Raw genomic sequence first — 23,662 nt, 5'->3', positions numbered from 1 at the left:
TTCCTACCAGACTCCTCGTCCGATCGGCGAAGTCTCTACACCCTCGCTCTCTCCTCGGAAGACGGGCCTCACTCCGGCCCGGAATTCCAGACCTCACCGAGTACCCGGAGCGCCCGCCCGCTGTGGGAGCACACATTTTTTCTTTCGATGCGAGCTGCCCCCCGGTCGGTCTACCCTTGCGGGCCCCGCGCACTGTCAGAACCGAAGGCCGTGCGCATCACGCAACCTGATTTCATCGAACGCAGAGTTCCACGAATGTCCAACCTCGTTCCCGTCGCCAACCCGCCCGCCTCCGCGTCCGACACGCACGACACGGGGCGTGAGCCCAACCGCACCGGGCTGGATCCGCAAAACGTGCGCCGCGGCTTCCTCGAGCACGTGCGCTACTCGCGCGGGAAGAACCCCGAGACGGCCACCGCCCATGACCGCTTCATGGCCCTGGCGCTCGCCGTGAGAGACAGGCTCACGGACCGCTGGGTCCGCACGGCGCGCACCTACTACGAGCAGGACGTCAAGCGCGCCTACTACCTGTCCGCCGAGTACCTGTTGGGTCGCGCGCTGGGCAACAACCTCATCAACATTGGCATGTACGAGGCCGCCGAGCAGGCCATGCGCGAGGTAGGCGTGGACCTGGGCACGCTCGTGGAGATGGAGCCGGACGCGGGCCTGGGCAACGGCGGCCTGGGACGCCTGGCCGCGTGCTTCCTCGACTCGCTGGCCACGCTGGGCTACCCCGGCATGGGCTACGGCATCCGCTACGAGTTCGGCATCTTCACGCAGGACATCGTCGACGGCTACCAGGTGGAGCGCGCCGACGAGTGGCTGAAGTTCGGCAACCCTTGGGAGATCGTCCGGCCGGAGAAGGCGGTGCCGGTGCGCTTCTTCGGACGCGTGGAGCACCACCAGGGCGCGGACGGCCGGCCCGTGGCGCGCTGGGTGGGCGGCAAGACGGTCATCGGAGTGCCCTACGACACGCCCATCGCCGGCTACGGCAACAACACCGTCAACACCCTGCGGCTGTGGCAGGCGCGCGCCAGCGAGGAGTTCGACCTGCTGCTCTTCAACGCCGGTGACTACGAGCGCTCGGTGGTGGAGAAGAACGACTCGGAGGTCATCTCCAAGGTCCTCTACCCCAACGACGCCTTCCAGGCCGGTAAGGAGCTGCGCCTCAAGCAGCAGTACTTCTTCGTGGCCTGCTCCATCGCGGACATCGTCCGGCGCTACCTGAAGACCCATACGGACTTCCGCGACTTCCCCAACAAGGCGGCCATCCAGCTCAACGACACCCACCCGGCCATCGCCGTGGCCGAGCTGATGCGCGTGTTCGTGGACGAGAAGCGCCTGCAGTGGGACGAGGCGTGGGCCATTACCCAGGCCACCTTCGGCTACACCAACCACACGCTGCTGGCCGAGGCCATGGAGAAGTGGCCCGCCACGCTCTTCGAGCGCCTGCTGCCGCGCCACCTGGAAATCATCTACGAAATCAACCACCGCTTCCTGCGGCAGGTGCAGATCCGCTACCCGTTCGACAACGACCGGATGCGGCGGCTGAGCCTGGTGGAGGAGGGCCCGGAGAAGAAGATCCGCATGGCGCACCTGGCGGTGGTGGGCAGCCACAGCGTCAACGGCGTGGCGGAGCTGCACACCAACCTGCTGCGGCGCGACGTGCTCCCGGACTTCGCGGAGATGGCCCCCGAGAAGTTCAACAACAAGACCAACGGCGTGACGCCTCGGCGCTGGCTGGCGTGGAGCAACCCGCGGCTCTCCAAGCTCATCACCAGCCGCATCGGTGAGGGCTGGGTGACAGATCTGGATCAGCTCCAGAAGCTGGCGCCGCACGCGGAGGACCCGGAGTTCCGCAAGGCCTTCGCCCAGGTGAAGAAGCAGAACAAGGAGGACCTCTCGCGCTACCTGAGGGACCTCTGCTGGGTGAACCTGGACCCGAACGCCATCTTCGACGTGCAGATCAAGCGCCTGCACGAGTACAAGCGCCAGCTGCTCAACGCGCTGCACATCGTGTCGCTGTGGATGAAGGCGCGGAGGGATCCGAGCACCATCATCGCCCCGCGCGTGTTCCTCTTCGGCGCGAAGGCGGCCCCGGGCTACCACCTGGCCAAGCTCATCATCCGGCTCGTCAACGGCATCGCCGAGGTGGTCAACAGCGACGCGGGCACCACGGGCCTGCAGGTGCTCTTCGTGCCCAACTACCGGGTGAGCCTCGCCGAGCGCATCATCCCCGCGACGGACGTGTCCGAGCAGATCTCCACCGCGGGCATGGAGGCCTCCGGCACGGGCAACATGAAGTTCATGATGAACGGCGCGCTCACGCTGGGCACGCTGGACGGCGCGAACGTCGAAATCCGCCAGGCGGTGGGTGACGACAACTTCTTCCTCTTCGGCCTCACGGCGGACGAGGTCATCGCCCGCAAGCGCGCCGGCTACCGGCCCCGCGAGGAGTACGAGCGCAACGTGGAGCTGCGCGAGGCGTTGGATCTCATCGCCTCGGGCTTCTTCTCGCCGGAGGACAAGAACCTCTTCAAGCCGCTGGTGGACAGCCTCCTGGAGGAGGACCGCTACCTCGTGCTGGCGGACTTCGCCTCGTACGCGGCGAAGCAGGAAGAGGTGGCGCGCGCCTACAAGGACCAGGAGAAGTGGACGCGCATGGCCATCCTCAACGTGTCGCAGTCGGGCATCTTCTCCTCGGACCGCACCATCAAGCAGTACGCCGAGGAGATCTGGCGCGTGAAGCAGACGCCGGTGGGCACCTGAGCCCCTGACGTCCGGGTGCCCGCGGTGCATGCCGCCGCGGGCGCCCTCCCCTCTTCCGCCGCCTACTCCAGGCGGAAGGCATCCATCGACGCCACCACGTCCCCGCGCACCTCGCCAAAGCTGTCGGAGGGGCCAAAGGCAATGAGCTGGTAGATGGCGCCCGGCGCGGACAGCAGGCGGATTTCGTAGTCGAGCTGCGCGCCATTCACCCTGCCGGTGCCGCGAATGGAGCAGGCGGGCATGCCCTCGAAGATGCGGTAGTCGGGCTCGCTCGGGTCGAAGTCCACCGTGCCCTTGCGGACGTTCTTGATGACGGCGTTCGCGAAGCGCTCCATGCTCACCTGGGTATCCCCGGAGACCTTCTCGCCAATGATGAGCAGGTGGGCCCCGGAGTCGGGATCGACGAGCCAGAGGTCCGCCAGGGGATTGTCGCGGTGCGCGGCCTCCTCCTTGCGTAGGAGCCAGGAAGCGCCGGGCAGGCTCATGTGGAAGGCAAACGCCCTGCCCTGCACCACGTCGCCCTCAATGGGCTCGGCGTCATACGTGCTCGCCGCGAACTTGTTGGCGAACGGAACGTTCCCGGTGTGGAGGGCGTAGAGGCCCACTCCCTCGACCAGCATGCACAAGCCCACCCCCGCGAGCGCCAGGCCCCGGCGCAGCGCGGACGGAGACCCGAGCAGCAACATCAACAGCGTGCCGCTGAAGAAGAACTGGAACACCGCCGCTATCACGTTCTTCTGAACGAGGTGGATGACGGTGAGGATCACCAGCCCCAGCACGACACGCACGGTGGCCAGGCTCCGGTACTTGTCATTGCCTCTCAGCAGAGACACGCCGATGAAGGCGTCGATGATGGCGGGCACGAAGTTCGAGGAGCCCGGGAAGCCGCCACCGACCTGGGGGGCAACCACCTTCTCCACCAGGACGAGCACGGCGTTGAGGAGCAGCACGCCACCCGCGAGCTTCAGCGCCGGATTCGGCTGCGCGTCCTCAGAGGACTCGAGCGCGGGCGTGCTCACCTCCCCGACGTCCGGCGGGAGCACGCTCGGGTATGCGGCGGCAGCGACTGCTGCTGAGTCCGGCATGGGCATGGCCATCTCAGCCGGAGCCACATCAACGGGGCTCTTGCACCGCGGGCACGTCCCCTCGGGACGGCGGCGATGCTTGAGCTGACAAGATGGACAGACAACCCAGTTGGAGTCCAAAGCGTTCCCCCCTCCAGCCCTCCGAGACGAGAGCGAGCGTCGTCTAGCTAGCACGCAAGCACATGGGAACACCAAGCACGGAGGGTGCGCGATTCCGGAGGAGACCGAGGACTCAACCCACGTGGGTACCAGGAAGGCCGAAGTGAAGCCGGATGCGCTCGGCCTCGGAGACGAGTCCCCCTTCCTCCAGCTTGCCCAAGATATAGCGCACGGCCGCGTTCATATCGGCCACAACGACATTCGGCATGGGCAGGGGCTTGAGGTGGTAGATGAGGCTCAGAGACAGACGGATGGGCGCCGAGGTGATGAGGGTGGCGTTGCCGAGCACTCGCTCACGCAGCGAGACCTCGTGCTGGCGGATCCACGCCACCTGCATCTGGCGCTGTGCGGCCGTGAAAAGACCCGCGCGACGCAGGTCGGAGATGCAGACGTAGCGCTCCCCGCGCTCCACATAAGCGGTCAACCGAGCGAGGTACTCGGAGTACTGCTTGTCCGCCAGCACGCCCGTGAGACGGGAGATGAGCAGCGGCCAGAGCGAATCGTCGAAGGTGAAGCTCGCGCTCATGTCACCTCCCCCGAGGGCGTTCCCCGGGCGCGTTGGGGATGACTGTTCGAGAAACATATGGCGCCGACACCGTCCTGCTCTGTGACGCCGTGCCGGCCCTCTCTCGGCTGAGCACGCCCCCACCGACCAGCCAAGCCTTGAGCTAACCGGCCAAAGAGAAGAGGCCACCCCGGTTGCCCGGAGCGGCCTCTCTCAAACCTCAGTCCTTCCAGTGACTACGGCGACTCGGCGGGGCTCGAGGAGTCCTGAGGGTTGCGCACCGCGCGCTGCACGAAATCCTGCGAGTTGTCGTTCGAGTCGAAACCGTTACCACGGTTGGCATCGCTACCACCGGTCGCCATGCTGTCGGAGGTGGAGGAGCTGACCGCCTTGCGCTCGAGGCTGCCACCAGCGGCGGGGTGGGACGGTGCCGCAGTGCCCTCGGGCTGGTTCGCGGTGCCAAACCCCAGCTTGTCCACGGTGTTCGGGTCGTTGAGGTTGCTCGCGACGAGGCCCGGGCCGATGCGCACGTGGCCACCGCCCGTGGTCGATGCCGACGTATCGAAGCCGTAGGTGGCGTCCTTCGCACCCGTGTAGTTGGCGCCTCCCAGCAGGAAGTACTTCTTGGGCTGGATGAAGGTTCCCGTGGGGATCGTGAACGAGCCGGAGTAGGTCGTGCCAGTGGCCGACTTGTACTGCACTGTCCACCCTCCGATGTTCACCGGGCTGTTCGTCGGGTTGTAGAGCTCGATGAACTCGTCCGTCGGGCCAGTGCCGGAAGAACCATTGCCTCCGGAGAACTCGCTGATGACCACGTGGTTGGCCACCACCGGCCGCTCGACGATGTTCACGGTGCCGAAGGTCCCGGTGGCCGGATCCGCAATATCGTCCTGGCCGCAGTACACGTAGGGCGAGGAGGCCCCGGTGAACGGGTCCTTGAAGTAGTACCGGAAGCCGTAGCGGTACGAGCCGGGGGTGGAGATGGTCAGAATGCCCATCATCTCGTCATTGTTGCTGAGCGAGGTCGTGTAGGCCCCGTTGAACGAGATCGGGGCCCAGGTCCAGGTCTCCGCGGAGCTCGTGCCCGAGCCGTAGCCCAGCTCGGCGAACACGTGCGGGTAGCCGTCGTTACCTGACATGTTCCGGCTGGTCGCGCCCGGCTCGAAGAACTGGCTGTAGATCTCCGTCGACGTGCCGACGATGGTGTTCGGGAGCGTCTTCGGGCTCTGGATGTTGCACCAGTCCACGGGCGGGGTGACCGTCATGCCACACGCGGAGTTGGCGGCATTGGGCGTGCCGTAGTCGCCACCCGAGAGCTGCACGTCCGCGTCACACCAGTACCAGGAGTTGCCGTTGGCCCGGGTCCCCACTACGAGCGAGGACAGGCTCATCGCCTTGCCCGGCGTCTGCGGGAAGGACGACGTGTACGTGAACTCCTCCACCGACGTGGCACCGTTGGCGATCTTGAACTGCCCCGAGCCATCCAGGGTGAGGGAGCTGTCGTACTGGTAGTTGGCGGAGACCCCACCGTTGGTGGCTGTGTCCTTGTTCTGCGCCAGGACGAAGGTGCCCTTACGGCCGATCACCACCGGGGTGCTGCCGGTGCCCACCGGGAAGGTGGTCGTGGCGCCAGAAGCGTTCTTGTAGGTGACCAGGACGCCATTGAGGTTGAGCAGGGTGTTGGTGTTGTTGGTCAGCTCGAAGTACTCGGTGGTGCCGGCCGAGGGCGAGTGCATGATCTCGGAGATGCTCAGCTGGTTGGCCGTGGGCTTCTCCGCCGTGTCGCAAGCCGCGTTGAAGCAGACGGCGTTGGTGCCCGTGCAGGCGGTGGTCGTCTGCGACTCCTGGCAGGTGGCGACGTTGTCCACGTCGACGCAGGTCGGCGTGTAGGTGATGCGCGAGACACCGTCCGCCGCGCAGATGGGCGCGGACGGCGTGCAGACGTAGCCGGCGCACGGATCCACATTCGTACTCGTGCTCACCGTGGCGAGGCGCGTGTTGTTGGCGCTGTCATGCACCCTCAGCGCGAAGTAGTAGAGGGTGTTGGGGTTGAGATCGATGACGGTGGCCGACTCGGCCGTCCCCGGCGCCTGGGGCGACCCCACGTCCACCGGCACGGCGGAGTCGAACGACGCTTCATCGATGGGGCTCGTCGCGTAGCGCAGGTCGTAGCTGGAGGCGGTCCCGAGCAGGTCGTCATCACCCACGGCCGTCCAGCCCAGCTCCACCTGGATGCTCGTCTTGCGCACCACGGAGAGCGTCACGGCGCCCGGCGCGACATCGTCCACGAGGGTGAAGGGGTCGCTCGAAACGGAAGCCAACCCGGGGGCCGAGGCCGTCAGCACATAATCCGAGTTCTCCTCGGCGATGGACAGGCCCGAGAAGGTGGCCACGCCGTTCACCGGCGACACGGAGCCCCCTCCCACCAACGTCCCGCCCTTGTTGACGGAGAGCGTCACCGCGGGCTCACCCACGGGCACCACATTGCCGACGTCGTCCTGCAGCAACACCTCCACGCCGAAGAGAGCGCGAACGCGGCTGTTGCTGGGCTGCTTGGAGAAGACGAGCTTGGAGGCGGACGGGACAACGGACCCGACGAACTCGATGGTGGGCTGGGATGACAGCGTCACCGGGCCACCCTCGGCGTCCACGGACACCGTCACCGTCTTCGTCTCCGCCACGGTGGAGGTCAGCGTCGCCGTCGCCAGGCCCTGGTCATTGGTGGGACCCGAGGGCTGCGTCAGCGTGTTGCCAGTGCCGGAGACCGTCACCTTCAACGCGCGGCCCGGCAGCGGCGTGCCGTCCTCCTTGCGCACCGTCACCTTGATGTCGACGGAGTCCGTGCCATTGGCCGGGACCCCCTGCGCCCTACTCACTTCCACGGACGAACGGGCCGCATCCGGCATCTCTCGCGTGGCCGGCGGCGGGGTGGGATCTCCACCACAACTCGATCCACACCCGACGGACAGACCGAGCAACAACACGCTCCACGCGGCCAGGCGCGCGAGCGTGGGGGGGCCATGACTCATGGACATCTCCAAGCTGAGGGAGGACAGCACCCGCCAGCGAGGTGCTCGGCGGGTACGAGTGCTTTCTACCAGATACTCTGTCCCTGTAAAAACTCAGTCTCAGAAGACGAACTCAGGCCCTTGATGTTGCAAGAGATTCACATGCCCATGGCCTGGAGCATCAGGCCGGAGCCGAGCAACGACTGGCCTCCGTCGCACACCATGATGGAGCCGGTGATGTATGAGGCCGCATCCGATGCCAGGAACAGCGCGAGCTGCGCGATGTCCTGCTTCGTGCCGAAGCGCTGGAGCGGCAAGGCCCGGGTGAGCTTCTGGCGGGTGTCGTCGCCCGGGGCGAGCCGGCGCATGCCCTCGGTGTCGTCGATGGGGCCGGGGGTGATGGAGTTCACGCGCACGCCCACCCCACCCCATTCAATAGCGAGGGTACGGGTGATCATGTCCACGCCGGCCTTGGCGGCACAGACGTGGGCCTGCATGGCCATGGGCAGGTAGGCCTGGGGCGCGGAGATGTTGAGCACGCTGGCGCCCGGCTTGCGCAGGTGCTCGAAGGCGGCGCGGCAGGCGTTGAAGGTGCCGAGCACGTCGATCTCCAGCACCGACTTGAAGCCGTTGGAGGACATGCCCAGGGCAGGAGCGGGGAAGTTACCCGCCGCGCCGCACACGAGGATGTCGAGCTCCCCATAGGCGTCGCGCGCCGACAGGATGGCCTTCTCCACGGACTCGTAGTTGCGCACGTCCGCGGGCACGCCCATGGCGGTGCCATGCGCCTGGAGGCCCTTCACAGCAGCCTCCAGCTTCTCCACGTTGCGGCCGTTGATGACGACCTTGGCGCCTGCCTTGACGAAGGCCTCGGCGATACCGAGGTTGATGCCACTGCTGCCGCCGGTGATGAAGGCCACCTTGCCCGCCAGCAGATCATCGCGAAATACACCCTGTGCCATGTGACTCATCTCCCCTGGAAGCGCGGAGGCCGCCGCTCGGCGTATGCCGCGAAGGCCTCGGCGAGGTCATGTGACTGAAGGAAGGCGGAGTTCCACACCGCCACGTAGCGCAGGCCGTCCGCCACGGACTTGTCCGCGCAATACTCCATTACCTGTTTGGCCCCCTGCACCACGAGCGGAGGGTTGTCGGCGATCTTCCGCGCGGTGACGCGCGCCGCGGCCAGCAGCTCCTCGGGGGTGGCGAACACCTGGTTCACCAGTCCCATCTGGAGGGCGCGGTCCGCGTCGATGTCGCCACCGGTATAGGCGAGCTCGCGCGTGTTCCCCTCGCCGATGATGCGAGGCAGCCGCTGCAACGCGCCGAGGTCCGCGGTGATGCCCACGCGCACCTCGCGCAGGGAGAACTTCGCCTCGCGCGAGCAGTAGCGGAAGTCGCACGCGGCGATGAGATCGATACCCCCGCCGATGCACCAGCCGTGCACCGCCGCCAGCACCGGCTTGCGGCAGCGAGCGAGCCCCTCGGTGGAGGCCTGCATGGTGTCGATGAGCTGGAGCAGCTTCGTGCGCTCGAGCGCGAGGTTGCCCTCGCCCGTGAGCAGCGGCCCGAGCGTCTCCATCATGGCCATCAAGTCGAGGCCGTAGGTGAAGTGGGCGCCGTCGCCGCGCAGGAGGACGACGCGCACCGAGTCATCCGCGTCGAGTGCCCGGAGCGCCTGGGGCATCTCGCGCCAGAAGTCCGGCCCGAGCGCGTTGCCCTTGCCGGGACCGGTGAGCACCACCTCGGCGATGCCGTCCGCCTGTTCGATGCGCAGTGACTGGTATGCCGCTGACATTGCGTGCCCTCCTTGGTGAGGGAGGGCACTTGAGCAGAACGCCCAGTCAGCGTCCACGCCCGCGCTCAGCCGAATTCGACGTTGGAACCTCAGCCGCCCAGCGCGTAGTTCTCCAACAACTCGAGCGTGCTGCGCACGGCCGGCTGAGCGTTGAGGATGTAGATCTTCGCCTTACGCGCCCAGGCGATCCGGAGCGGCTCGAACAGGAGCGCATGCACATAGCTCTGTGTGCAGACGGGAATCCCGCCGAAGTCCAGCACGACGGGATCGCGGCGGAACAACCGCGGGATGAGCTTATCCTCCGCGAAACGCTGGGCCTCCACCGTGTCCTCGATTCGGGACTGGCGGACGATGAATCTCTGGGCCCCCGACGGAGGCTCTTCGAAAGCCAGCCATTTATGCACGGCGCGGCGTGGCGTCCTTTCGCGAGCCCGTTCGCGAATCGTCTCGATCATCGCGTCATAGTTCTGCTCGGCCTCGGAGGGCATCTCGAACGCAACGAGCGTTCCAGGGAAACCAATCCCAGGCTCGAGGAAATTCGTCACGCCATGGGGGTCCTCGAACTGCTCGTCCCCTTCGAGGATGAGAGTCGCGCCCCTGGACGCAATCACGAGCCGCCCGCCCACCAGCTTCGTCATCTCCGCAATGAAGAAGAGCCCCATCCCCGCGTTCTGGGCGCTTCCCGTCTCACCCTCATCGAAGGTGCTCGAAACATGAGGCCAGAGGGATCTCGCGAGCGCCTCACGCGGCTCCGTCAGGGACTTGTGCCGAGACATCAGGCTGGCGGGAATGCCAAGGCCCGCGTCCGCGACGGCCACCTGAACAGCGGGGCGGTCCGCATTGCGACCTCCCTGGTTGACCTGCGCACCCACGACACCACCGAGAGGGTCCCGGCTATGCTGCACGACGTTTCGCAGCAACTCGTTGAGAACGTAATAGACCGTTCTCCGCGTATCTTCGAACCGGCTTTCCGTGATGAGCAGCCGGGAGATTCTGTCCGCTAGCGGCTCGGTCGTATCGGAGGTCCGGATCCTCGTGAGCTTGACGGTACGACCAGGCTCTCCGGGTCCACTGGGCGGACGTCCATCGATCAGGTCATCGAACCCCACCGCACGCGCGAACTGACACGACCGCGCAGCCCAATCCGTCCGAACTCGCAAAGGCTCCGACCCTTGCAGACGCCCGAGCGTCGCAAGGGCGACGAGGCCCCACATCTCGACCGGATCGATCGAGCCGAGCTCCACCCCAACTGGATCCGTACCAAGCCAGCGCAGAAAAACCGCCGGGTCGTCCAGTTCGAGGCGAGAAGGAATGATGGCCGGTGTCATAGGGTCCTCTTGAGGTGGCGAGGCTCAGCCGAACTCAACCACCTTCATGCCGAAGAGCCGCTCCACGGACTGGATGAGCTCGTCGCTCACCTGCACCTTGATGGAGGTGTTGCCGATGAGCGCCTCCGCCTCGTTGGAGAACAGCAGGCTCACGGCTACCGGCGTGGCGCCCGCGTACTGCTTGGCGATCTCCGCCAGCTTCGCCATGCGCTCTTCCGTCGCCAGGTCCACCGGCAGCCGCAGCTCCAGCCGCTTGGTGCGCTTCTCCCGCACGGCCTTGAGGCTCTGGATGTCCTCGACGATGAGCTCCGCCACCGGCGTGTCCTCGTCGCGCTGGTTGATCTGCACAGTGCCCGTCACGAGGATGGGGTCATCGCTCTTGAGCAGCGGCTCCCAGTGCTCGAAGCCGGGCTTGGGCCCCTGCTTCGTCCACTTGCCGTCCTTGCCCATCACGTTGCGCGTGCCGTCCTTGCCCGGGAAGCACACCAGCTCGATGGAGCCAGACAGGTCCTCCAGCGTCACCCACGCCATGCGCTTGCCCGTCTTGGTGGGCCGCTCGCGCAGCGCCGCCACGATGCCCGCGATGGTGAGCTTCTCGTCCTTGCGCGCACGCTGCACCGCCGTGATGGGCCGCGCGTAGCGCTTGAGCTCCTTGTCGTACTGGTACAGCGGGTGGCCCGACACGTAGAAGCCGATGGCCTCCTTCTCCAGCGCCAGGCGCTCCTTCTCCGACCACTCCTCCACCTGGACGTAGTCGTCCTTCATCCCGCCGCCGCCCGAGGAGCCACCGCCCAGCATCCCGAAGAGCGAGCTCTGCCCCGCGGCCTTGTCCTTCTGGCTGCTCGAGCCGCGGCTCATCGCACGCTCGATGCTCTCGAAGAGCTGCCGCCGCGGGCGGTTCTCGAAGTCGAAGGCACCCGCCTTCACCAGCGCTTCCAGCACCTTCCGGTTCACCTTCCGCGAGTCCACGCGCTCGCAGAAGTCGAACAGGCTCTTGAAGGGCCCCTCCTTGCGCGCCTCGACGATGGACTCGATGGCGCCCTCGCCCACGCCCTTGATGGCGCCCAGGCCGAAGCGGATCTTCCCGTCCACCGCGCCGAAGGCCATGTCCGACTGGTTCACGTCCGGCGGCAGCACCTGCACGCCCGACTGCCGGGCCTCGCCGATGTGCAGCACCACCTTGTCGGTGTTTTCCTTCTCGCTCGTGAGAAGGGCCGCCATGAACTCGACGCGGTAGTGCGCCTTGAGCCAGGCCGTGTGTAGCGTGACGAGGCCGTAGGCCGCCGAGTGGCTCTTGTTGAAGCCGTACTCGGCGAACTTCTCCATGAGGTCGAAGATCTCGCCGGCCACCTTCAGGTCGACGTTGTTGTTCTTGCAGCCCTCGAGGAAGCCGGCCCGCTCGGCCTGCATGACCTCGGCCTTCTTCTTACCCATCGCGCGGCGCAGCAGGTCCGCGCGGCCCAGGGTGTAGCCTCCCAGCACCTGGGAGATCTGCATCACCTGTTCCTGGTAGACGATAACGCCGTAGGTGTCCTTGAGGACGGGCTCCAGCAGGGGGTGCGGGTACACCACCGGCTCGCGGCCGTGCTTGCGGTTGATGAAGACGTCCACCATGCCCGAGTCGAGCGGACCCGGACGGTAGAGCGCGCCGGCGGCGATGACGTCTTCGAAGCAGGACGGCTTGAGCTTCATCACCATTTCGGTGAAGCCGCTGGACTCCATCTGGAAGACGCCGGCCGTGTCGCCGTCCGCCATCAGCTTCCACACCTCCGGGTCATCCAGCGGAATGTCCTCGCGCTGGATGGGCTTGCCGTTCGGTGGGTTGCGGTTGATGAGGTTGAGCGCGTTCTGGATAACGGTGAGCGTCTTGAGGCCGAGGAAGTCGAACTTCACCAGGCCCGCCGCCTCCACCTCGTCCTTGGCGAACTGGGTGATGAGGGTGTCATCCCCGGGAGGCTGGTAGGTGGGCACGAACTCCCACAGCGGCTTGTCGGCGATCACCACGCCGGCCGCGTGCATGCCGGGCTGGCGGTGCAGGCCCTCCAGCGCGAGCGCGATCTCCAGCACGTCCTTGGTGGTGACGTCCTTGCCATCCACCTGCCCGATGGCGGTGGGCTTCTCCATCATCTCCTTGAGGCGCGGCTCCTGCTCGATGGCGTCCTTGAGGGTGATGCCGAGCACCTCGGGCACCAGCTTGGCGATGCGGTCACCCTCGCTGAAGGGCAGCGCGAAGACGCGGCACACGTCGCGCAGCACGCTCTTGGCCTTGAGCGAGCCGAAGGTGATGATCTGCCCGACGTTGTTCTCCCCGTACTTGCGGCCCACGTACTTGATGACCTCGTCGCGCCGGTCCTGGCAGAAGTCGACGTCGAAGTCGGGCATCGACACGCGCTCGGGGTTGAGGAAGCGCTCGAAGAGGAGGTTGTACGGGAGCGGATCCAGGTCGGTGATGCGCAGGCAGTAGGCCACGAGCGAACCCGCGCCCGAGCCACGGCCCGGTCCCACCGGAATCCCGTTCTGCTTGGCCCAGTTGATGAAGTCCTGAACGATGAGGAAGTAGCCGCTGAACCCCATCTTCTGGATGACGCCGATCTCCAGCTCCAGGCGGGCCTTGTAGGGCTCGCGATCCACGGGCGGCTGGCCGGCGCGGAAGCGCGCCAGGTCGATCTCCTTGAAGCGCTCCTCCAGGTTCTTACGCGCCAGCTCCGCCATGAAGCTGTCCGGCGTGTGGCTGTCGGGCACCTGGAAGGTGGGCAGCATGGGCTTGCCCAGCTTCAGCTCCAGGCTGATCTGCTCCACGATCCGCTGGGTGTTGTGGACGGCCTCGGGCGTGTCCTTGAAGTACTCCAGCATCTCCTGGGGACTGGTGACGTAGAGCTTGTCCGTGGAGTGCTTCATGCGCTTGCCGTCCGCGAGCGTCTTGCCGCTGGCGATGCACATGAGGAGCTCGTGGGCGCGCGCGTCCTCGCGCTTGATGTAGTGCGCGTCCGCGGTGGCGCACAGCGGGATGCTCAGGTCCCGGCTGAGCTGCTTGAGGTTCTCGTTGGCCTTCTCCTGCTCGGGCATCCCGTTGGACTGCACCTCGAGGAAGAAGTGCTCGGGCTCGAAGATGTTCTTGTACTCGAGCGCCGCCTTACGGGCGTGGTCCATGTCCCCGCGGAAGGCCGCGCCCGTCACCTCGCCACCCAGACAGGCGGTGAGCGCGAAGAGCCCCTTGCTGTGGTCCTTCAGGAGCTCCTTGTCGATGCGCGGGTGGTAGTAGAAGCCCTCGCGGTAGGCCATGGACGAGAGGTACTTGAGGTTGTCGTACCCCTCCTTGTTCTTGGCCAGCAGGATGAGGTGGTGGCCCACCTTCTCGGTGCGATCCTTGCGGCCCTTGGGACCGGCGACGTAGGTCTCCATGCCGATGATCGGCTTGATGCCCGCGTCCTTGGCCTTCTTGTAGAAGTCGATGGTGGCGAACATGTTGCCGTGATCAGTCACGGCCACGCTCGTCATCCCCTTCTCCTTCACCGTCTTGATGAGGTCCTTCATCCGGATCGCGCCGTCGAGGAGCGAGTACAGGGAGTGCAGGTGGAGATGGGTAAAAGACATGGCTGGAAGGTAGTCAGGAAGGGGGTCTACGGCATCACATTTGTTCAGGGAGGCGCCGCTCGCCAGTTTCCGGCCGGACGGCGTATCCAGGGCCTGAAAATCGGCCCCAGCGCCTTGTGCCACGCCCTATACGGGCCGTGAAGGAGCCATCAGGTCGGGAATGGGGCACAGGCCCTGCCACCTGGGATGACCTCCAAGGGACCTCCCGTCAGGCCGCCGAGCAGGCGAGCGGGCTGGGTCTCCACGCGGCCAGAGCCCGCCGCGCGGCCTTCACACTTCTTTACCCCAGCACAAAGCCCCCTCAACGGGCCTCTCGCATTCTGTACACCGTCGCCGATTGACGGCGTCCATAAGCAGAACGCGGGGCCCGGAAGGCCCCTGGGAGCATACGCCATGACCACGAAGAACAAGATCCTCCTCGCCGGTTCCGCCGTCCTCGCCTTCGTCCTCCTGACGGGCTTCCGCGGCGGACACTTCGGCGGGGGCCCGCGCGACCCCGAGCGCGTGAAGCAGATGGTGACCTGGAAGCTGGATGACAAGCTGGAGGACCTGAAGGCCACCGACGCCCAGAAGCAGGCCCTCCACGGGCTGAAGGACTCGCTCTTCGAGGACGGCAAGCGCCTCGTCGAGGAGCAGAAGGGCGCGCGGGCGCAGATGGTGGAGCAGTGGGAGTCGCCCAACCCGGACAGCAGGGCCGTGCACGCCCTGGTGGACGCGCGCGTGGACGCCTTCCGCGCCTTCGCCCACAAGCTGGCCGACGCCGCCCTGGAGGCCCACCGCATCCTCACCCCCGAGCAGCGTCAGCAGGTGACGGCCAGGGTTCGTGAGCACATGAACGCTCACTAATAGCCAAGTGCACGCGGAAGCACACATCGTGGTGGGACCGGGGTCCAATTCCGTCCCCGGCCCACCGCCCCCGTGAATACCCTGGCGGAGTGCCACACAACTACCAAGAGTACGCCCGCCGCATCCGCGCCTACGCCGACCTCGCCGAGGTGAACGAGTACGCCCGAGTCGTCGAGGGAGGTGTCGAGTACCCGCTCTTTCGGCTCACCGTGCCCGGGGAGCGTTGGCTGGTGATCACCTCGGGCTTCCACGGCGAGGAGCCCGCCGGTCCCCTCACGTTGTGCCAGTACTTCGAGGACATCGTCACGTACGCCCGTGAACGCCGCGTGGGCCTGCGCGTGTACCCCTGCATCAACCCCTCGGGCTTCGAGGACGGCACCCGCTACAACCGCAGCGGCGAGAAACCCAACAACGACTTCCTGCGCTACGAGACCGCGCCCGGGGTGTGGAAGGGAGAGCTCAACCGCGGCGAGTCCTTCCTCCGCTGGGCGCTCTACGAGGGAGGCCCCAAGGAGACGCGCGCGGTGCGCTCGGACATCGTGCGCTACCCCGCCCCCGACGCGGCGCTCGACATCCACCAGGACAACTACCTGCCGGGCTCCGCCACCTACGCCTATACCTTCGGAGACAAGAGCGCCTACCGGCCCTTCATGGAGGCCGCGTCGGCCTACGCCCGCGTCATGCGCGAGGAGAAGGTGGACGAGGTCAACCGCACCGACCCGGACGGCCTCATCGAGTACAACGACGGGAGCGTCACCGACTACTTCCTGCGCTGCGGGGTGCCCTACGCCACGGCACTGGAGACCACCACGCGAACTCCGCTAGAAGCCAGCCACGCCATCAACCTCATCTGGATTCGCGGCTTCATCGACCTGGCCGCGCGTGGAAGCGGGAGCACGTGATGATTCGCAGACCTCTGGGCAACACCGGCCTCCAAGTGTCCGTCCTGGGATTCGGAGCGGGGCCGGTGGGCAGTCCAGAGCTGTCCGAGGCCGGGGCGGAAGCCCTGCTCCACGGAGTGTTGGACGCGGGCATCAACCTGCTCGACACGGCGCCCAGCTACGGGCAGTCCGAGGAGCGCATCGGCCGCTACCTGCAAGGGCGGCGGCACGAGCTCGTCCTCTCCACCAAGTGCGGCTACGGCGTGCCCGGCGTGGAGGACTGGACGGGCCCCTGCATCACCCAGGGCATTGACCTGGCCCTGGGCCGGCTGCGCACCGACGTCATCGACATCGTGCACTTCCACTCATGCCCGGTGGACGTGCTGGAGCGCCCGGGCGTGGTGGACGCGCTCCGGCGTGCCGTGGAGCAGGGCAAGGTGCGCGTGGCCGCGTACTCGGGGGACAACGCACCCCTGGGGTGGGCGTTGCACTCGGGCGCCTTCGGCTCGGTGCAGACATCCGTCAACGTCTTCGACCAGAAGGTCATCGACTGGGGTCTGCCCGTTGCGAGGGAGAAGGGCATCGGCGTCATCGCCAAGCGGCCCCTGGGCAACGCGCCCTGGCGCTTCGCCGAGCGTCCCAACGCCCATGACATCGCCACGTACTGGGACCGGATGCGCGCCCTGGCGCTGGACACCGAGGGCCTGGACTGGAGCGAGCTGGCCCTGCGCTTCGCCGCCTTCGTGCCGGGCGTGGCCAGCTGCATCGTGGGCACCACGCGCCTGGAGAACCTCCAGCGCAACCTGCGCGCCCTGGAGAAGGGCCCGCTGCCCGACGCCCTGGTGGGCCGCATCCGCGACGCGTTCCACCGCCACGACCAGGGCTGGGACGGGCTCATCTGACGCAGCGATGAACCCGCCTCCGGGAGGCTCCGTCTACTTCTTCGGAGCCGCCTTCTTCTTGCCCTTCGCGTCCGCCGGCTTGCCCTGCTTCTGCAGCTCGATGACGTAGTGGCTGACCGCCCAGCGGTCCTCCTCGGGCATGTTCAAGAAGGGCATCATCGTGCTCCCCGGAATGCCGGTGTTGAGCGTCTGGAAGATGTCCTCCGGCTTGTTGCCCTTCTTGAAGGGCTCGGTCAGGAAGTTGCGCGGCTTGGGCATCAGATACATGCCCGCCGGACCGTTGCCCTCGCCCTTCTCTCCGTGACAGGACTGGCAGTAGGTGGTGTACGCGGTCTTGCCCTTCTCGATCATCGCCGGTGTGGCCTTCGGAGCCTCAGCCGCGACAGCCGAGCCCGTCACCCCAACCGACAGCACCAGTCCCATCCACTTCATACGCATGTGTTCCTCACTGTGAAAACCCCCCAACCCCTCGTGGCCATTGTACCCGGTGGTAGCGTCGGCGCCCCCGCGATGCAAGCCCACCCGGGGCACGGAGGGCAGGAGAGCGGGCTCCCGGCGCGCTCTTGAAGTTGGCCTCATCCTCCGCATCCGGGCTGGTATCGTCCGACGCCTCATGTCTCGCGACACCCGGGTTGACGTCGTCGCCTTCTCCCTCATCGGACTCCTCTTCGTCCTCCACGCCCTGCTCTTCTTCCCGATGCGGGTGGATGACGCCTTCATCCTGATGCGCTACGCGGAGAACCTCGCGGCGGGTCACGGGCCGGTCTTCAACCTGGGCGAGCGCGTGGAGGGCTTCACCAGCCCGGCCATGGTCGTCATCGAGGCGGCCTTCCTCCGCGTCGGAGTGGAGCCGCTACTGGCGGTGAAGCTGTTCGGAATCGCGTGCGGGCTCGTGCTGCTGGGAGCCACCGTGGCCCTCACCCGAGAGCTGAGCGGCTCGCGGGCGGCAGGCTGGATCGCAGGGCTCCTGGTGGCGCTGCACACGGGCGTCGCAGTGGCCTGCGTCAACGGCCTTGAGACGGCCCCCTTCGCCGCCTTCGTCGCGCTCGGGCTCGCCTTCCACGTCCGCGCCCGCTCGCCCCGAGACGAAGGACTGGCGGGGCTGGCGCTCGCCCTGGCCATCCTCTTCCGCCTCGAGGGAGGACTGCCCCTCGCGTTCATCGGTGCGAGCGCCCTGTGGCGGTGGCGTCGCGAGCCCGACCGCTGGCGCCGCTGGCTCGCGCTCGCCCTGCCCACCCTGGTGCTCGTCATGCCAGCCTATGCCCTCAAGGCCGTCTGGTTTGGCTCGCTCACCCCCAACACCCTGCTCGCCAAGGTGCCCCTCGACGCCACGGGTCGCTTTGCCGCCGGCTTCGACTACCTGGCCCAGTACGGCACGGCGAACTACGGCTACCTGGCGCTGCTCGGCCTGTGGGTGCTCGCGTTCAAGGGGGACGTGCGCTTCCGCCTCCTCGCCCTCCTGGGGACTGTGTGGCTCGGGTACATCGCCTCCGTGGGTGGCGACTGGATTCCCCACTTCCGCTTCCTCGTCCCGCTGGTGCCCATCGCCTCCGCGGCGACCGCGACCACCCTCTTCTTGCTCTGGAAGCTACTCGGGGAGCGGATGCGGGAGGGCGCACGGACGGCACGCATGGGGCTCGTGCTCATCATGGCCGCGGCGGTCGTGCCCGCCGCCCTGCTCCAAGTCCAGGGCGTGCTCATGAAGGTGCAGGACGCGACCCGAGCCTCCCTCCTGGCCAGGGAGCCACTCGGCGCATGGCTCACGTCCCTGGTAGGTCCGGGCGCCTCGGTGGCGATGCTCGATGTGGGAGCCGTCTCCTACCGCTCCGGGCTGCGCGTCATCGACACGGGAGGCCTGACGGATGCGCGGGTGGCACGCATCCTCCATCACAGCAACGGGAGGTACCAGAGCAACCTCTTCTTCCCGGACAACGCAGGCGCCCGGGAGATCGCCCAGGTGGTGCTCGCCGACCGGCCCTCCTTCGTCGTGCTGCTGCTCAACGGAGAGTTGCCCAGGCTCATCGAGGGACGGGCCCAGTTCGAGGGCAGGCCCATGAAACTGAACGCGGCCTACCAACAGGACCGGGCCATCCTGACGACCCCGAGCTTCAGCCAGGAGTACGAGTACCTCTGCAGCATCCCCGCGGACACCAGCGCCGCCGGCTGGTCCTGGGAGTACAACGTCTTCGCCCGGAAGGGGCTCTCGCTCGCCCGGCGTCCCCAGCGCGACGCCCAGGGCACCACGCGCTGCTTCTGAGCCCCCACTGCGGCACGGACTCACTGGCAGGAGTCCGTCTCCAGCTTCACCCGAACGGTCTCCGTCCAGAACGGAGAGAGCAGGTCCAAGGGCGGCCGGCACTTCCAGTAGGGACCGTTCCTCATGCACGTCAGGGCGCACGGCCCCAGCGGCACGAGCCCGCACAGGATCGCGTCGTCGCAGATCCGCTTCTCGAAGAGCAGGGGCAACCCTAGCAGGCCACAGGACTGGGGCAGCAGGGTCTCCCAACACACGTACACGTTGAACGCGGGCAGGATCCCCAGCAGGGGCGTGGTGGAGGAGAACAGGTCGCCGAAGACGGTCGACTCCTCGAGGGGGAACTGCGAGTCATAATCCTTGTTCCGCGCGACAGCGGAGTGGGGTCCCTCGAGGAGGATGGGAACGGAGGACCCGTAGTAATTCAGCCGCTGGACCAGGCACGCCGTCACATACCGGCGGCCCGAGGTGTCCAGCACATTGCCGGCCCACGAGGGGGCGAGCCCCCACCACCCCGTGTAGAACTCGCCCGTCACGGGATCCCTCACGGATTGCTCCCGGGTGAGGGCACACTGGACGGCCGAGCGGAGGACGTGCCGGCAGGACTCGGAGACCTGGCTCAAGGGGATGCTCGGCAGGAACCCCGCGCCCTGATCGAGGGCGGCGTCTCCCAGGGTCCTGAGCGCCTGTTGGGTCCCCGCGGCCCAGAAGCACGAGGGGCGAATGCCGTTCATTCCCTTGGGCGGGTCGCGATCATCGTCCATCTTCGATGGGCCGACGACGGGTGCGAGCAGCTCCCCCTGCTCGAGCTCCTCCTCGGTACTCCCGCATCCAACAAGGCCGACCATGAGGACGAGGATAGACAGAACATACGTACGCGACATTTGCATGGCACCCCCCGGATTTGATGCAATGAATGACAACAGACTGTATGTCTTTTCTTATCGGCTGGAGCCTTTGGCCTCGCGCAAGAGGCGCTGGCACTCCCGGGCCTGGAACGGGCTCTGCTGATTCGCCGCCTCGCAGGTCAGCTCGGCGCGCATCGCGTCCACCTCGGTCACCTTCCACATCGCGGCCCGCGCCTCCTGCAGGGCCGGCTTCGGGTCCCGCCCCTCGCGCCGCTCGTTCTCGGCCTGGAGGAGGTGGACCAGGACCAACTCCTTGAGAAGCCGGAGGTTCTCCGGCGAGTCTCTGGCGACGGCGTGGATCTCCTCGACGGCGGCCGTCAACAACGAGCGGGCATCCCGGCCGAGCACAAAGTCGTGGTGGGCACGGAGTCGGTGCGCGCGTGCCTTCCACAGTGCCACGACCGAGGGGCTGGAGCCCGTCCGCTCGAGCCAGGCCAGCGCGTGGGAAAACGCCTGAAGCGCCTCTGGCGCCTCGCGCTCTCGGACGATCTCCGCTTCGAGCCGAATCTTCGCGGCCTCCAGCAAGCCGCCCACCGGGAGCAGCGTGCGCACGCGCTGCCGCAGCTCCTCCAGCGTCAACCCGGAGAGTCCGATGAACTCGCGACCCGGCGCGGCGGAGCGGACTTCCTGTTCCACCCAGGACCACGCATCCAGCTCCCGCTGACTGGAGCCGAGGACGAGGACGACATGGCGGGTGTCTGGGAGGAGCTGTAGGGCCAACTTCACGGTGGCCGGTATGTCGAGATCCGCCCAGTTGCCCCGCAGGTAGGGACTCTTGGGCACGGCCTCCGCCAGGAAGTCGTCGTTGAGGATGCAGAGGAGCGGCACCTCTGGCCACAGCTCCTGCTGGAGCTTGAGCAGGAAGGGGGTGGCATCCGCGAACACGACGAGGGCGTCGGGCCGCCGGGAGCGGTACTTGGCGACATAGAAGTCACGTAGCGCGCGCTCGTACTCGGGGCTGCTGAACCAGGCCATGTCCAGGTACTCGATGTTGACGGTGACGGGCGCCCGCCACTCGCGCTGCACCGTCTGCCGGAAGTTCCGGGAGAAGCCCGCGGTCGCCGGCACCGTGTCGTCCTCCGGCACGAAGAGCAGCACCGTCTTCGCCCGCTCCTCCGCGAGCGATGGGGCCGCCAGCAGCAGGAGCAGGAGTCCCAGGACACGCATCACGGATTGCATGATAGCCGCCGCAGCGGCTTCACTGCGGCGCATGCAGAGCCATTCCCCGCCCGGCCCCCCCTCCCGCTCTCGCGCGCTCCTGGTGGCGTGCGTGCTCCTCACCCTGGTGTTGGGATTGGGCTCGCGGTCCGCGGTGGCCCGACAGGTGCTGCCGCGCTTCCTCACCGACTACGCGGGCGACACACTCTGGGCCACTCTCGTCTACCTGGGACTCCTCTTGCTCTGGCCCCGGCTCTCCGTGCGACGCGCCGCGGCGAGCGCCCTGGGCTTCTCCGTGCTCATCGAGCTCAGCCAGCTCTTCCACCCGCCCTGGCTCGATGCGCTCCGGGCCCACCCCCTCGTTGCCCTGGTGCTGGGCCGTGGGTTCCTCGTGTCCGATCTCTTCTGCTACGCGGTGGGCGTGGCGCTCGGTGTGGCGCTCGACGCCGGGCTCTCGCGTGTCTCAGCGCGCGGTGCCCACCACGCGTGACCACATCGTCAGCAGGTTGCGGACCACCGGCCCCTCGGGCACCTCGGCCACGGGCGGCACGTCCACCTGGATGCCCTGCGGTGCGAGCCGTGTGAAGGGATTGGCCGCGTCCTGCGTCTTGAGCGGCACCGAGGGATCCGCCGGACGGAAGCCGAACGCCAGCGCGCGCTCCTGCACCGGACGACTGCGCAGATACGTGAGGAATTTGCGCGCCGCGTCCTTCTGCTCCGGCGTCACCCAGTCGGCCTGAACCAGCGCCGCCGGGTGGTCGCTCCACAGCGTGAGCGCCGGGTAGTACACCTTCAGGTTGCCCCACCGGCCCTGCGCGTTGGCGAGCTGGGAAATCGCCAGGTTCTCGTAGACGACCGCCACGTCGTACTTCGACGGGCCGAAGCGCACCATGTCCGTCATGAAGGTGCCCGTGGACGTCTCGAAGCGGGTGACGCCCTTCTCCAGCTCCTTCACCCACGTCTGGTACTCGGGCTTGAGCAGGTCTCCCACCGTCAGGCCCGAGCGCTTGCCGTAGAACTCCAGCGTGGCCAGCAGCATCGCCTGCAGGCCCGAGTTGGAGCGCGTGGGATCCGTATGGCCCAGCTTCACGAAGCCCCACTCCGACTTGCCGCCGATGGCCGGCCAGCCCTGGTCGCTCGCCACCGCCTTGTGGATGGCCTTCCACGACACCACGCCACCGGAGACCTTCTGCAGCACCTCGGCCCGGTCCTCCCACACCACGAACACCAGCGGCGTAATCACCAGCGGTTGCGGCGCGTCGTCACCGCTGGTGGCGAAGAGCTGCCCGCGCTGCGGATCCGTCGACCAGTCCGACTCCAGCATGCGCAGCACGGCGCTGTCGGCCGGGCTCCACACCGTGGGCTTCTCCTTGCCATCCAACATGGCCTGGGCCGACTCCAGCGAGCCCTTGCCCACCAGCTTCACGCGAATGGACGGGTTCTCCTGCTGGAAGCCCGCCACCGCGGACTCCACCCACTCCTTCTTCTCCGTGCTGTAGAGGAAGGAGATCTCCGTCACCGGCCCGGAGGCTCGAGTCTGTGAGGGAGCGGCCTCCGCCCCGCCCTGCTGCCGCGCCTTGTCCCCGTTCGAGGACGTGATGAAGAGCACCGCGCCGACCGCGACGAGGAACCCCAGGATGATGAAGACCTTGGGCTTCATGATGCGACTCGAACCTCCTTAAGAGATTGCAGGGTGTCCTCGAAGGCTTGGATCTCACCGTTCATGCGGCCGAGCTCCTGATTGAGGTCCCCGTACATGCTGTCCGTGGCCTGTGCGTCCAGCGCGCGCAGGCGCATCACCTTGGCGGGAAGTCCCTGGAAGGTGGCCGCGATGCGCGAGAGGTTGGCCAACACCCGCTCGTGCGCCGCATGAATGTCCCGCAGCGCCGCCAGGTGCTCTTCACGAGCCTTGCGCGCGCTCTGGTACTGCTCCCGGGCCTCCGCGTCCCGCGCCTCCCGGGTCTGCTCTTCCAACAGGCGCAGCTGATCGCGCACCTCGCCCATGTCCACCGTGCGCAGGTAGCGGGAGAGCTCCTCGCCACGCTGCACCAGCCGCACCGCGCGCCCCTCCAGCTCGCTCAGGGATGACAGTGCGAGCTCCAGGTGAGACAGCACCCCGCGGGGTGCGTCCGCCAGCGTGCGCGTCAGCTCCTCGCGCGCCTGGTGGATGGCCCGCACCGAGTCGCGCACCCTCGGATCCTCCAACTTCCCCGGGGCGGGCAGCTTGCGCTCTTCCTCGGAGCGGCCGGAGAGGGTCTCCTTCCAGAAGCCGGGCGACACCACATCCCAGGCCACCAGCGCGACATAGGCCACCGCGCCCAATGCGGCCACGGCCCAGGAGCGCAGGCCCGCCGCAAGCAGCGCCGACACACCCGCCACCACCAGGTTGAGCGTGCTCCCTGCCGAGCGCGCCAGCACCTTCGGAAGGTAGCTCACCAACGTCGACTCACCCCGCTCGGCCATGTCCGCT

At 67.1% G+C, this 23,662-nt stretch carries 18 protein-coding genes; 6 read left to right on the top strand and 12 right to left on the bottom strand.

The features are described 5' to 3' along the window. The first annotated feature begins 255 nt into the window (after window positions 1-255). Window positions 256-2,769 carry a glycogen/starch/alpha-glucan phosphorylase gene (locus F0U60_RS12890; protein WP_395818672.1) on the top strand — a complete coding sequence of 838 codons (2,514 nt, stop codon included), beginning with the start codon at window positions 256-258 and terminating at the stop codon, window positions 2,767-2,769. Between the two features lie 62 nt (window positions 2,770-2,831). On the opposite strand, the gene F0U60_RS12885 is transcribed toward F0U60_RS12890, so the two are convergent. The 7 genes from F0U60_RS12885 to dnaE all read right to left on the bottom strand — a co-directional run bounded on the left by F0U60_RS12885 (window position 2,832) and on the right by dnaE (window position 14,243). Continuing rightward, window positions 2,832-3,881 (bottom strand): hypothetical protein, encoded by a 1,050-nt coding sequence (locus tag F0U60_RS12885; RefSeq protein ID WP_395818669.1) that lies wholly within the window; start codon window positions 3,879-3,881, stop codon window positions 2,832-2,834. Between the two features lie 205 nt (window positions 3,882-4,086). Next, window positions 4,087-4,539, bottom strand: coding sequence for a hypothetical protein (locus tag F0U60_RS12880; RefSeq protein ID WP_395818667.1), 453 nt, complete (start codon window positions 4,537-4,539; stop codon window positions 4,087-4,089). Window positions 4,540-4,754: 215 nt separating this feature from the next. Continuing rightward, window positions 4,755-7,547 carry a lamin tail domain-containing protein gene (locus F0U60_RS12875; protein ID WP_395818665.1) on the bottom strand — a complete coding sequence of 931 codons (2,793 nt, stop codon included), beginning with the start codon at window positions 7,545-7,547 and terminating at the stop codon, window positions 4,755-4,757. 137 nt (window positions 7,548-7,684) lie between these two features. Beyond that, window positions 7,685-8,488, bottom strand: a complete 804-nt coding sequence (locus F0U60_RS12870; RefSeq protein WP_395818662.1) for an SDR family oxidoreductase — start codon at window positions 8,486-8,488, stop codon at window positions 7,685-7,687. Between the two features lie 5 nt (window positions 8,489-8,493). Next, window positions 8,494-9,321, bottom strand: a complete 828-nt coding sequence (locus F0U60_RS12865; RefSeq protein WP_395818659.1) for a crotonase/enoyl-CoA hydratase family protein — start codon at window positions 9,319-9,321, stop codon at window positions 8,494-8,496. Window positions 9,322-9,410: 89 nt separating this feature from the next. Further along, the gene (locus F0U60_RS12860; RefSeq protein ID WP_395818656.1) at window positions 9,411-10,649 is read right to left on the bottom strand and encodes an ATP-binding protein; all 1,239 of its coding nucleotides are present in this window, start codon (window positions 10,647-10,649) and stop codon (window positions 9,411-9,413) included. A gap of 24 nt (window positions 10,650-10,673) precedes the next feature. After that, window positions 10,674-14,243 carry a DNA polymerase III subunit alpha gene (gene dnaE, locus F0U60_RS12855; RefSeq protein ID WP_395818654.1) on the bottom strand — a complete coding sequence of 1,190 codons (3,570 nt, stop codon included), beginning with the start codon at window positions 14,241-14,243 and terminating at the stop codon, window positions 10,674-10,676. A gap of 393 nt (window positions 14,244-14,636) precedes the next feature. On the opposite strand from dnaE, the gene F0U60_RS12850 reads away from it, so the two are divergent. From F0U60_RS12850 to F0U60_RS12840, 3 genes are all read left to right on the top strand, one after another. Beyond that, window positions 14,637-15,089 carry a Spy/CpxP family protein refolding chaperone gene (locus tag F0U60_RS12850; protein WP_395818651.1) on the top strand — a complete coding sequence of 151 codons (453 nt, stop codon included), beginning with the start codon at window positions 14,637-14,639 and terminating at the stop codon, window positions 15,087-15,089. An 89-nt stretch (window positions 15,090-15,178) separates the two neighbouring features. Beyond that, a complete protein-coding gene (locus tag F0U60_RS12845; protein ID WP_395818648.1) occupies window positions 15,179-15,991 on the top strand; it encodes a hypothetical protein in 813 nt (270 codons plus the stop codon). After that, window positions 15,991-16,872, top strand: a complete 882-nt coding sequence (locus F0U60_RS12840; RefSeq protein WP_395818645.1) for an aldo/keto reductase — start codon at window positions 15,991-15,993, stop codon at window positions 16,870-16,872. The genes F0U60_RS12845 and F0U60_RS12840 overlap by 1 nt, the downstream gene beginning before the upstream one ends. Window positions 16,873-16,905: 33 nt before the next feature. Here F0U60_RS12840 and F0U60_RS12835 read toward each other — a convergent pair whose 3' ends face one another. Further along, window positions 16,906-17,310, bottom strand: a complete 405-nt coding sequence (locus F0U60_RS12835; protein ID WP_395818643.1) for a c-type cytochrome — start codon at window positions 17,308-17,310, stop codon at window positions 16,906-16,908. A gap of 175 nt (window positions 17,311-17,485) precedes the next feature. On the opposite strand from F0U60_RS12835, the gene F0U60_RS12830 reads away from it, so the two are divergent. Next, the gene (locus F0U60_RS12830) at window positions 17,486-19,129 is read left to right on the top strand and encodes a hypothetical protein (RefSeq protein WP_395818640.1); all 1,644 of its coding nucleotides are present in this window, start codon (window positions 17,486-17,488) and stop codon (window positions 19,127-19,129) included. 20 nt (window positions 19,130-19,149) lie between these two features. Here F0U60_RS12830 and F0U60_RS12825 read toward each other — a convergent pair whose 3' ends face one another. Beyond that, window positions 19,150-20,016 carry a hypothetical protein gene (locus tag F0U60_RS12825; RefSeq protein ID WP_395818638.1) on the bottom strand — a complete coding sequence of 289 codons (867 nt, stop codon included), beginning with the start codon at window positions 20,014-20,016 and terminating at the stop codon, window positions 19,150-19,152. 51 nt (window positions 20,017-20,067) lie between these two features. Then, on the bottom strand, window positions 20,068-21,213 hold the full coding sequence (locus F0U60_RS12820) for a hypothetical protein (protein ID WP_395818636.1): 1,146 nt from the start codon (window positions 21,211-21,213) through the stop codon (window positions 20,068-20,070). Between the two features lie 91 nt (window positions 21,214-21,304). On the opposite strand from F0U60_RS12820, the gene F0U60_RS12815 reads away from it, so the two are divergent. Continuing rightward, window positions 21,305-21,682, top strand: coding sequence for a DUF2809 domain-containing protein (locus tag F0U60_RS12815; protein WP_395818633.1), 378 nt, complete (start codon window positions 21,305-21,307; stop codon window positions 21,680-21,682). Here the strand turns inward: F0U60_RS12815 and F0U60_RS12810 are convergent. Next, the gene (locus F0U60_RS12810; RefSeq protein WP_395818630.1) at window positions 21,656-22,852 is read right to left on the bottom strand and encodes a substrate-binding domain-containing protein; all 1,197 of its coding nucleotides are present in this window, start codon (window positions 22,850-22,852) and stop codon (window positions 21,656-21,658) included. The genes F0U60_RS12815 and F0U60_RS12810 overlap by 27 nt on opposite strands. Then, the gene (locus F0U60_RS12805; protein ID WP_395818628.1) at window positions 22,849-23,655 is read right to left on the bottom strand and encodes a hypothetical protein; all 807 of its coding nucleotides are present in this window, start codon (window positions 23,653-23,655) and stop codon (window positions 22,849-22,851) included. The genes F0U60_RS12810 and F0U60_RS12805 overlap by 4 nt, the downstream gene beginning before the upstream one ends. Window positions 23,656-23,662 lie beyond the last annotated feature (7 nt).

It is taken from the genome of Archangium minus (assembly GCF_044360475.1).
In the GTDB taxonomy this organism is placed as follows: Bacteria; Myxococcota; Myxococcia; order Myxococcales; family Myxococcaceae; genus Archangium; species Archangium minus.
Note: the sequence above shows the minus strand (reverse complement) of the source record. Positions and strands in the feature narration are given on the sequence as shown.

What these genes read in the sequence shown, in the direction of transcription:
- F0U60_RS12870 (WP_395818662.1), bottom strand. Translation starts at nt 8,488, where the DNA reads ATGGCACAGGGTGTATTTCGCGATGATCTGCTGGCGGGCAAGGTGGCC.
- F0U60_RS12880 (WP_395818667.1), bottom strand. Translation starts at nt 4,539, where the DNA reads ATGAGCGCGAGCTTCACCTTCGACGATTCGCTCTGGCCGCTGCTCATC.
- F0U60_RS12875 (WP_395818665.1), bottom strand. Translation starts at nt 7,547, where the DNA reads ATGAGTCATGGCCCCCCCACGCTCGCGCGCCTGGCCGCGTGGAGCGTG.
- F0U60_RS12890 (WP_395818672.1), top strand. Translation starts at nt 256, where the DNA reads ATGTCCAACCTCGTTCCCGTCGCCAACCCGCCCGCCTCCGCGTCCGAC.
- F0U60_RS12810 (WP_395818630.1), bottom strand. Translation starts at nt 22,852, where the DNA reads ATGAAGCCCAAGGTCTTCATCATCCTGGGGTTCCTCGTCGCGGTCGGC.
- F0U60_RS12835 (WP_395818643.1), bottom strand. Translation starts at nt 17,310, where the DNA reads ATGCGTATGAAGTGGATGGGACTGGTGCTGTCGGTTGGGGTGACGGGC.
- dnaE (WP_395818654.1), bottom strand. Translation starts at nt 14,243, where the DNA reads ATGTCTTTTACCCATCTCCACCTGCACTCCCTGTACTCGCTCCTCGAC.
- F0U60_RS12860 (WP_395818656.1), bottom strand. Translation starts at nt 10,649, where the DNA reads ATGACACCGGCCATCATTCCTTCTCGCCTCGAACTGGACGACCCGGCG.
- F0U60_RS12830 (WP_395818640.1), top strand. Translation starts at nt 17,486, where the DNA reads ATGTCTCGCGACACCCGGGTTGACGTCGTCGCCTTCTCCCTCATCGGA.
- F0U60_RS12825 (WP_395818638.1), bottom strand. Translation starts at nt 20,016, where the DNA reads ATGCAAATGTCGCGTACGTATGTTCTGTCTATCCTCGTCCTCATGGTC.
- F0U60_RS12820 (WP_395818636.1), bottom strand. Translation starts at nt 21,213, where the DNA reads ATGCAATCCGTGATGCGTGTCCTGGGACTCCTGCTCCTGCTGCTGGCG.
- F0U60_RS12865 (WP_395818659.1), bottom strand. Translation starts at nt 9,321, where the DNA reads ATGTCAGCGGCATACCAGTCACTGCGCATCGAACAGGCGGACGGCATC.
- F0U60_RS12840 (WP_395818645.1), top strand. Translation starts at nt 15,991, where the DNA reads ATGATTCGCAGACCTCTGGGCAACACCGGCCTCCAAGTGTCCGTCCTG.
- F0U60_RS12850 (WP_395818651.1), top strand. Translation starts at nt 14,637, where the DNA reads ATGACCACGAAGAACAAGATCCTCCTCGCCGGTTCCGCCGTCCTCGCC.
- F0U60_RS12805 (WP_395818628.1), bottom strand. Translation starts at nt 23,655, where the DNA reads ATGGCCGAGCGGGGTGAGTCGACGTTGGTGAGCTACCTTCCGAAGGTG.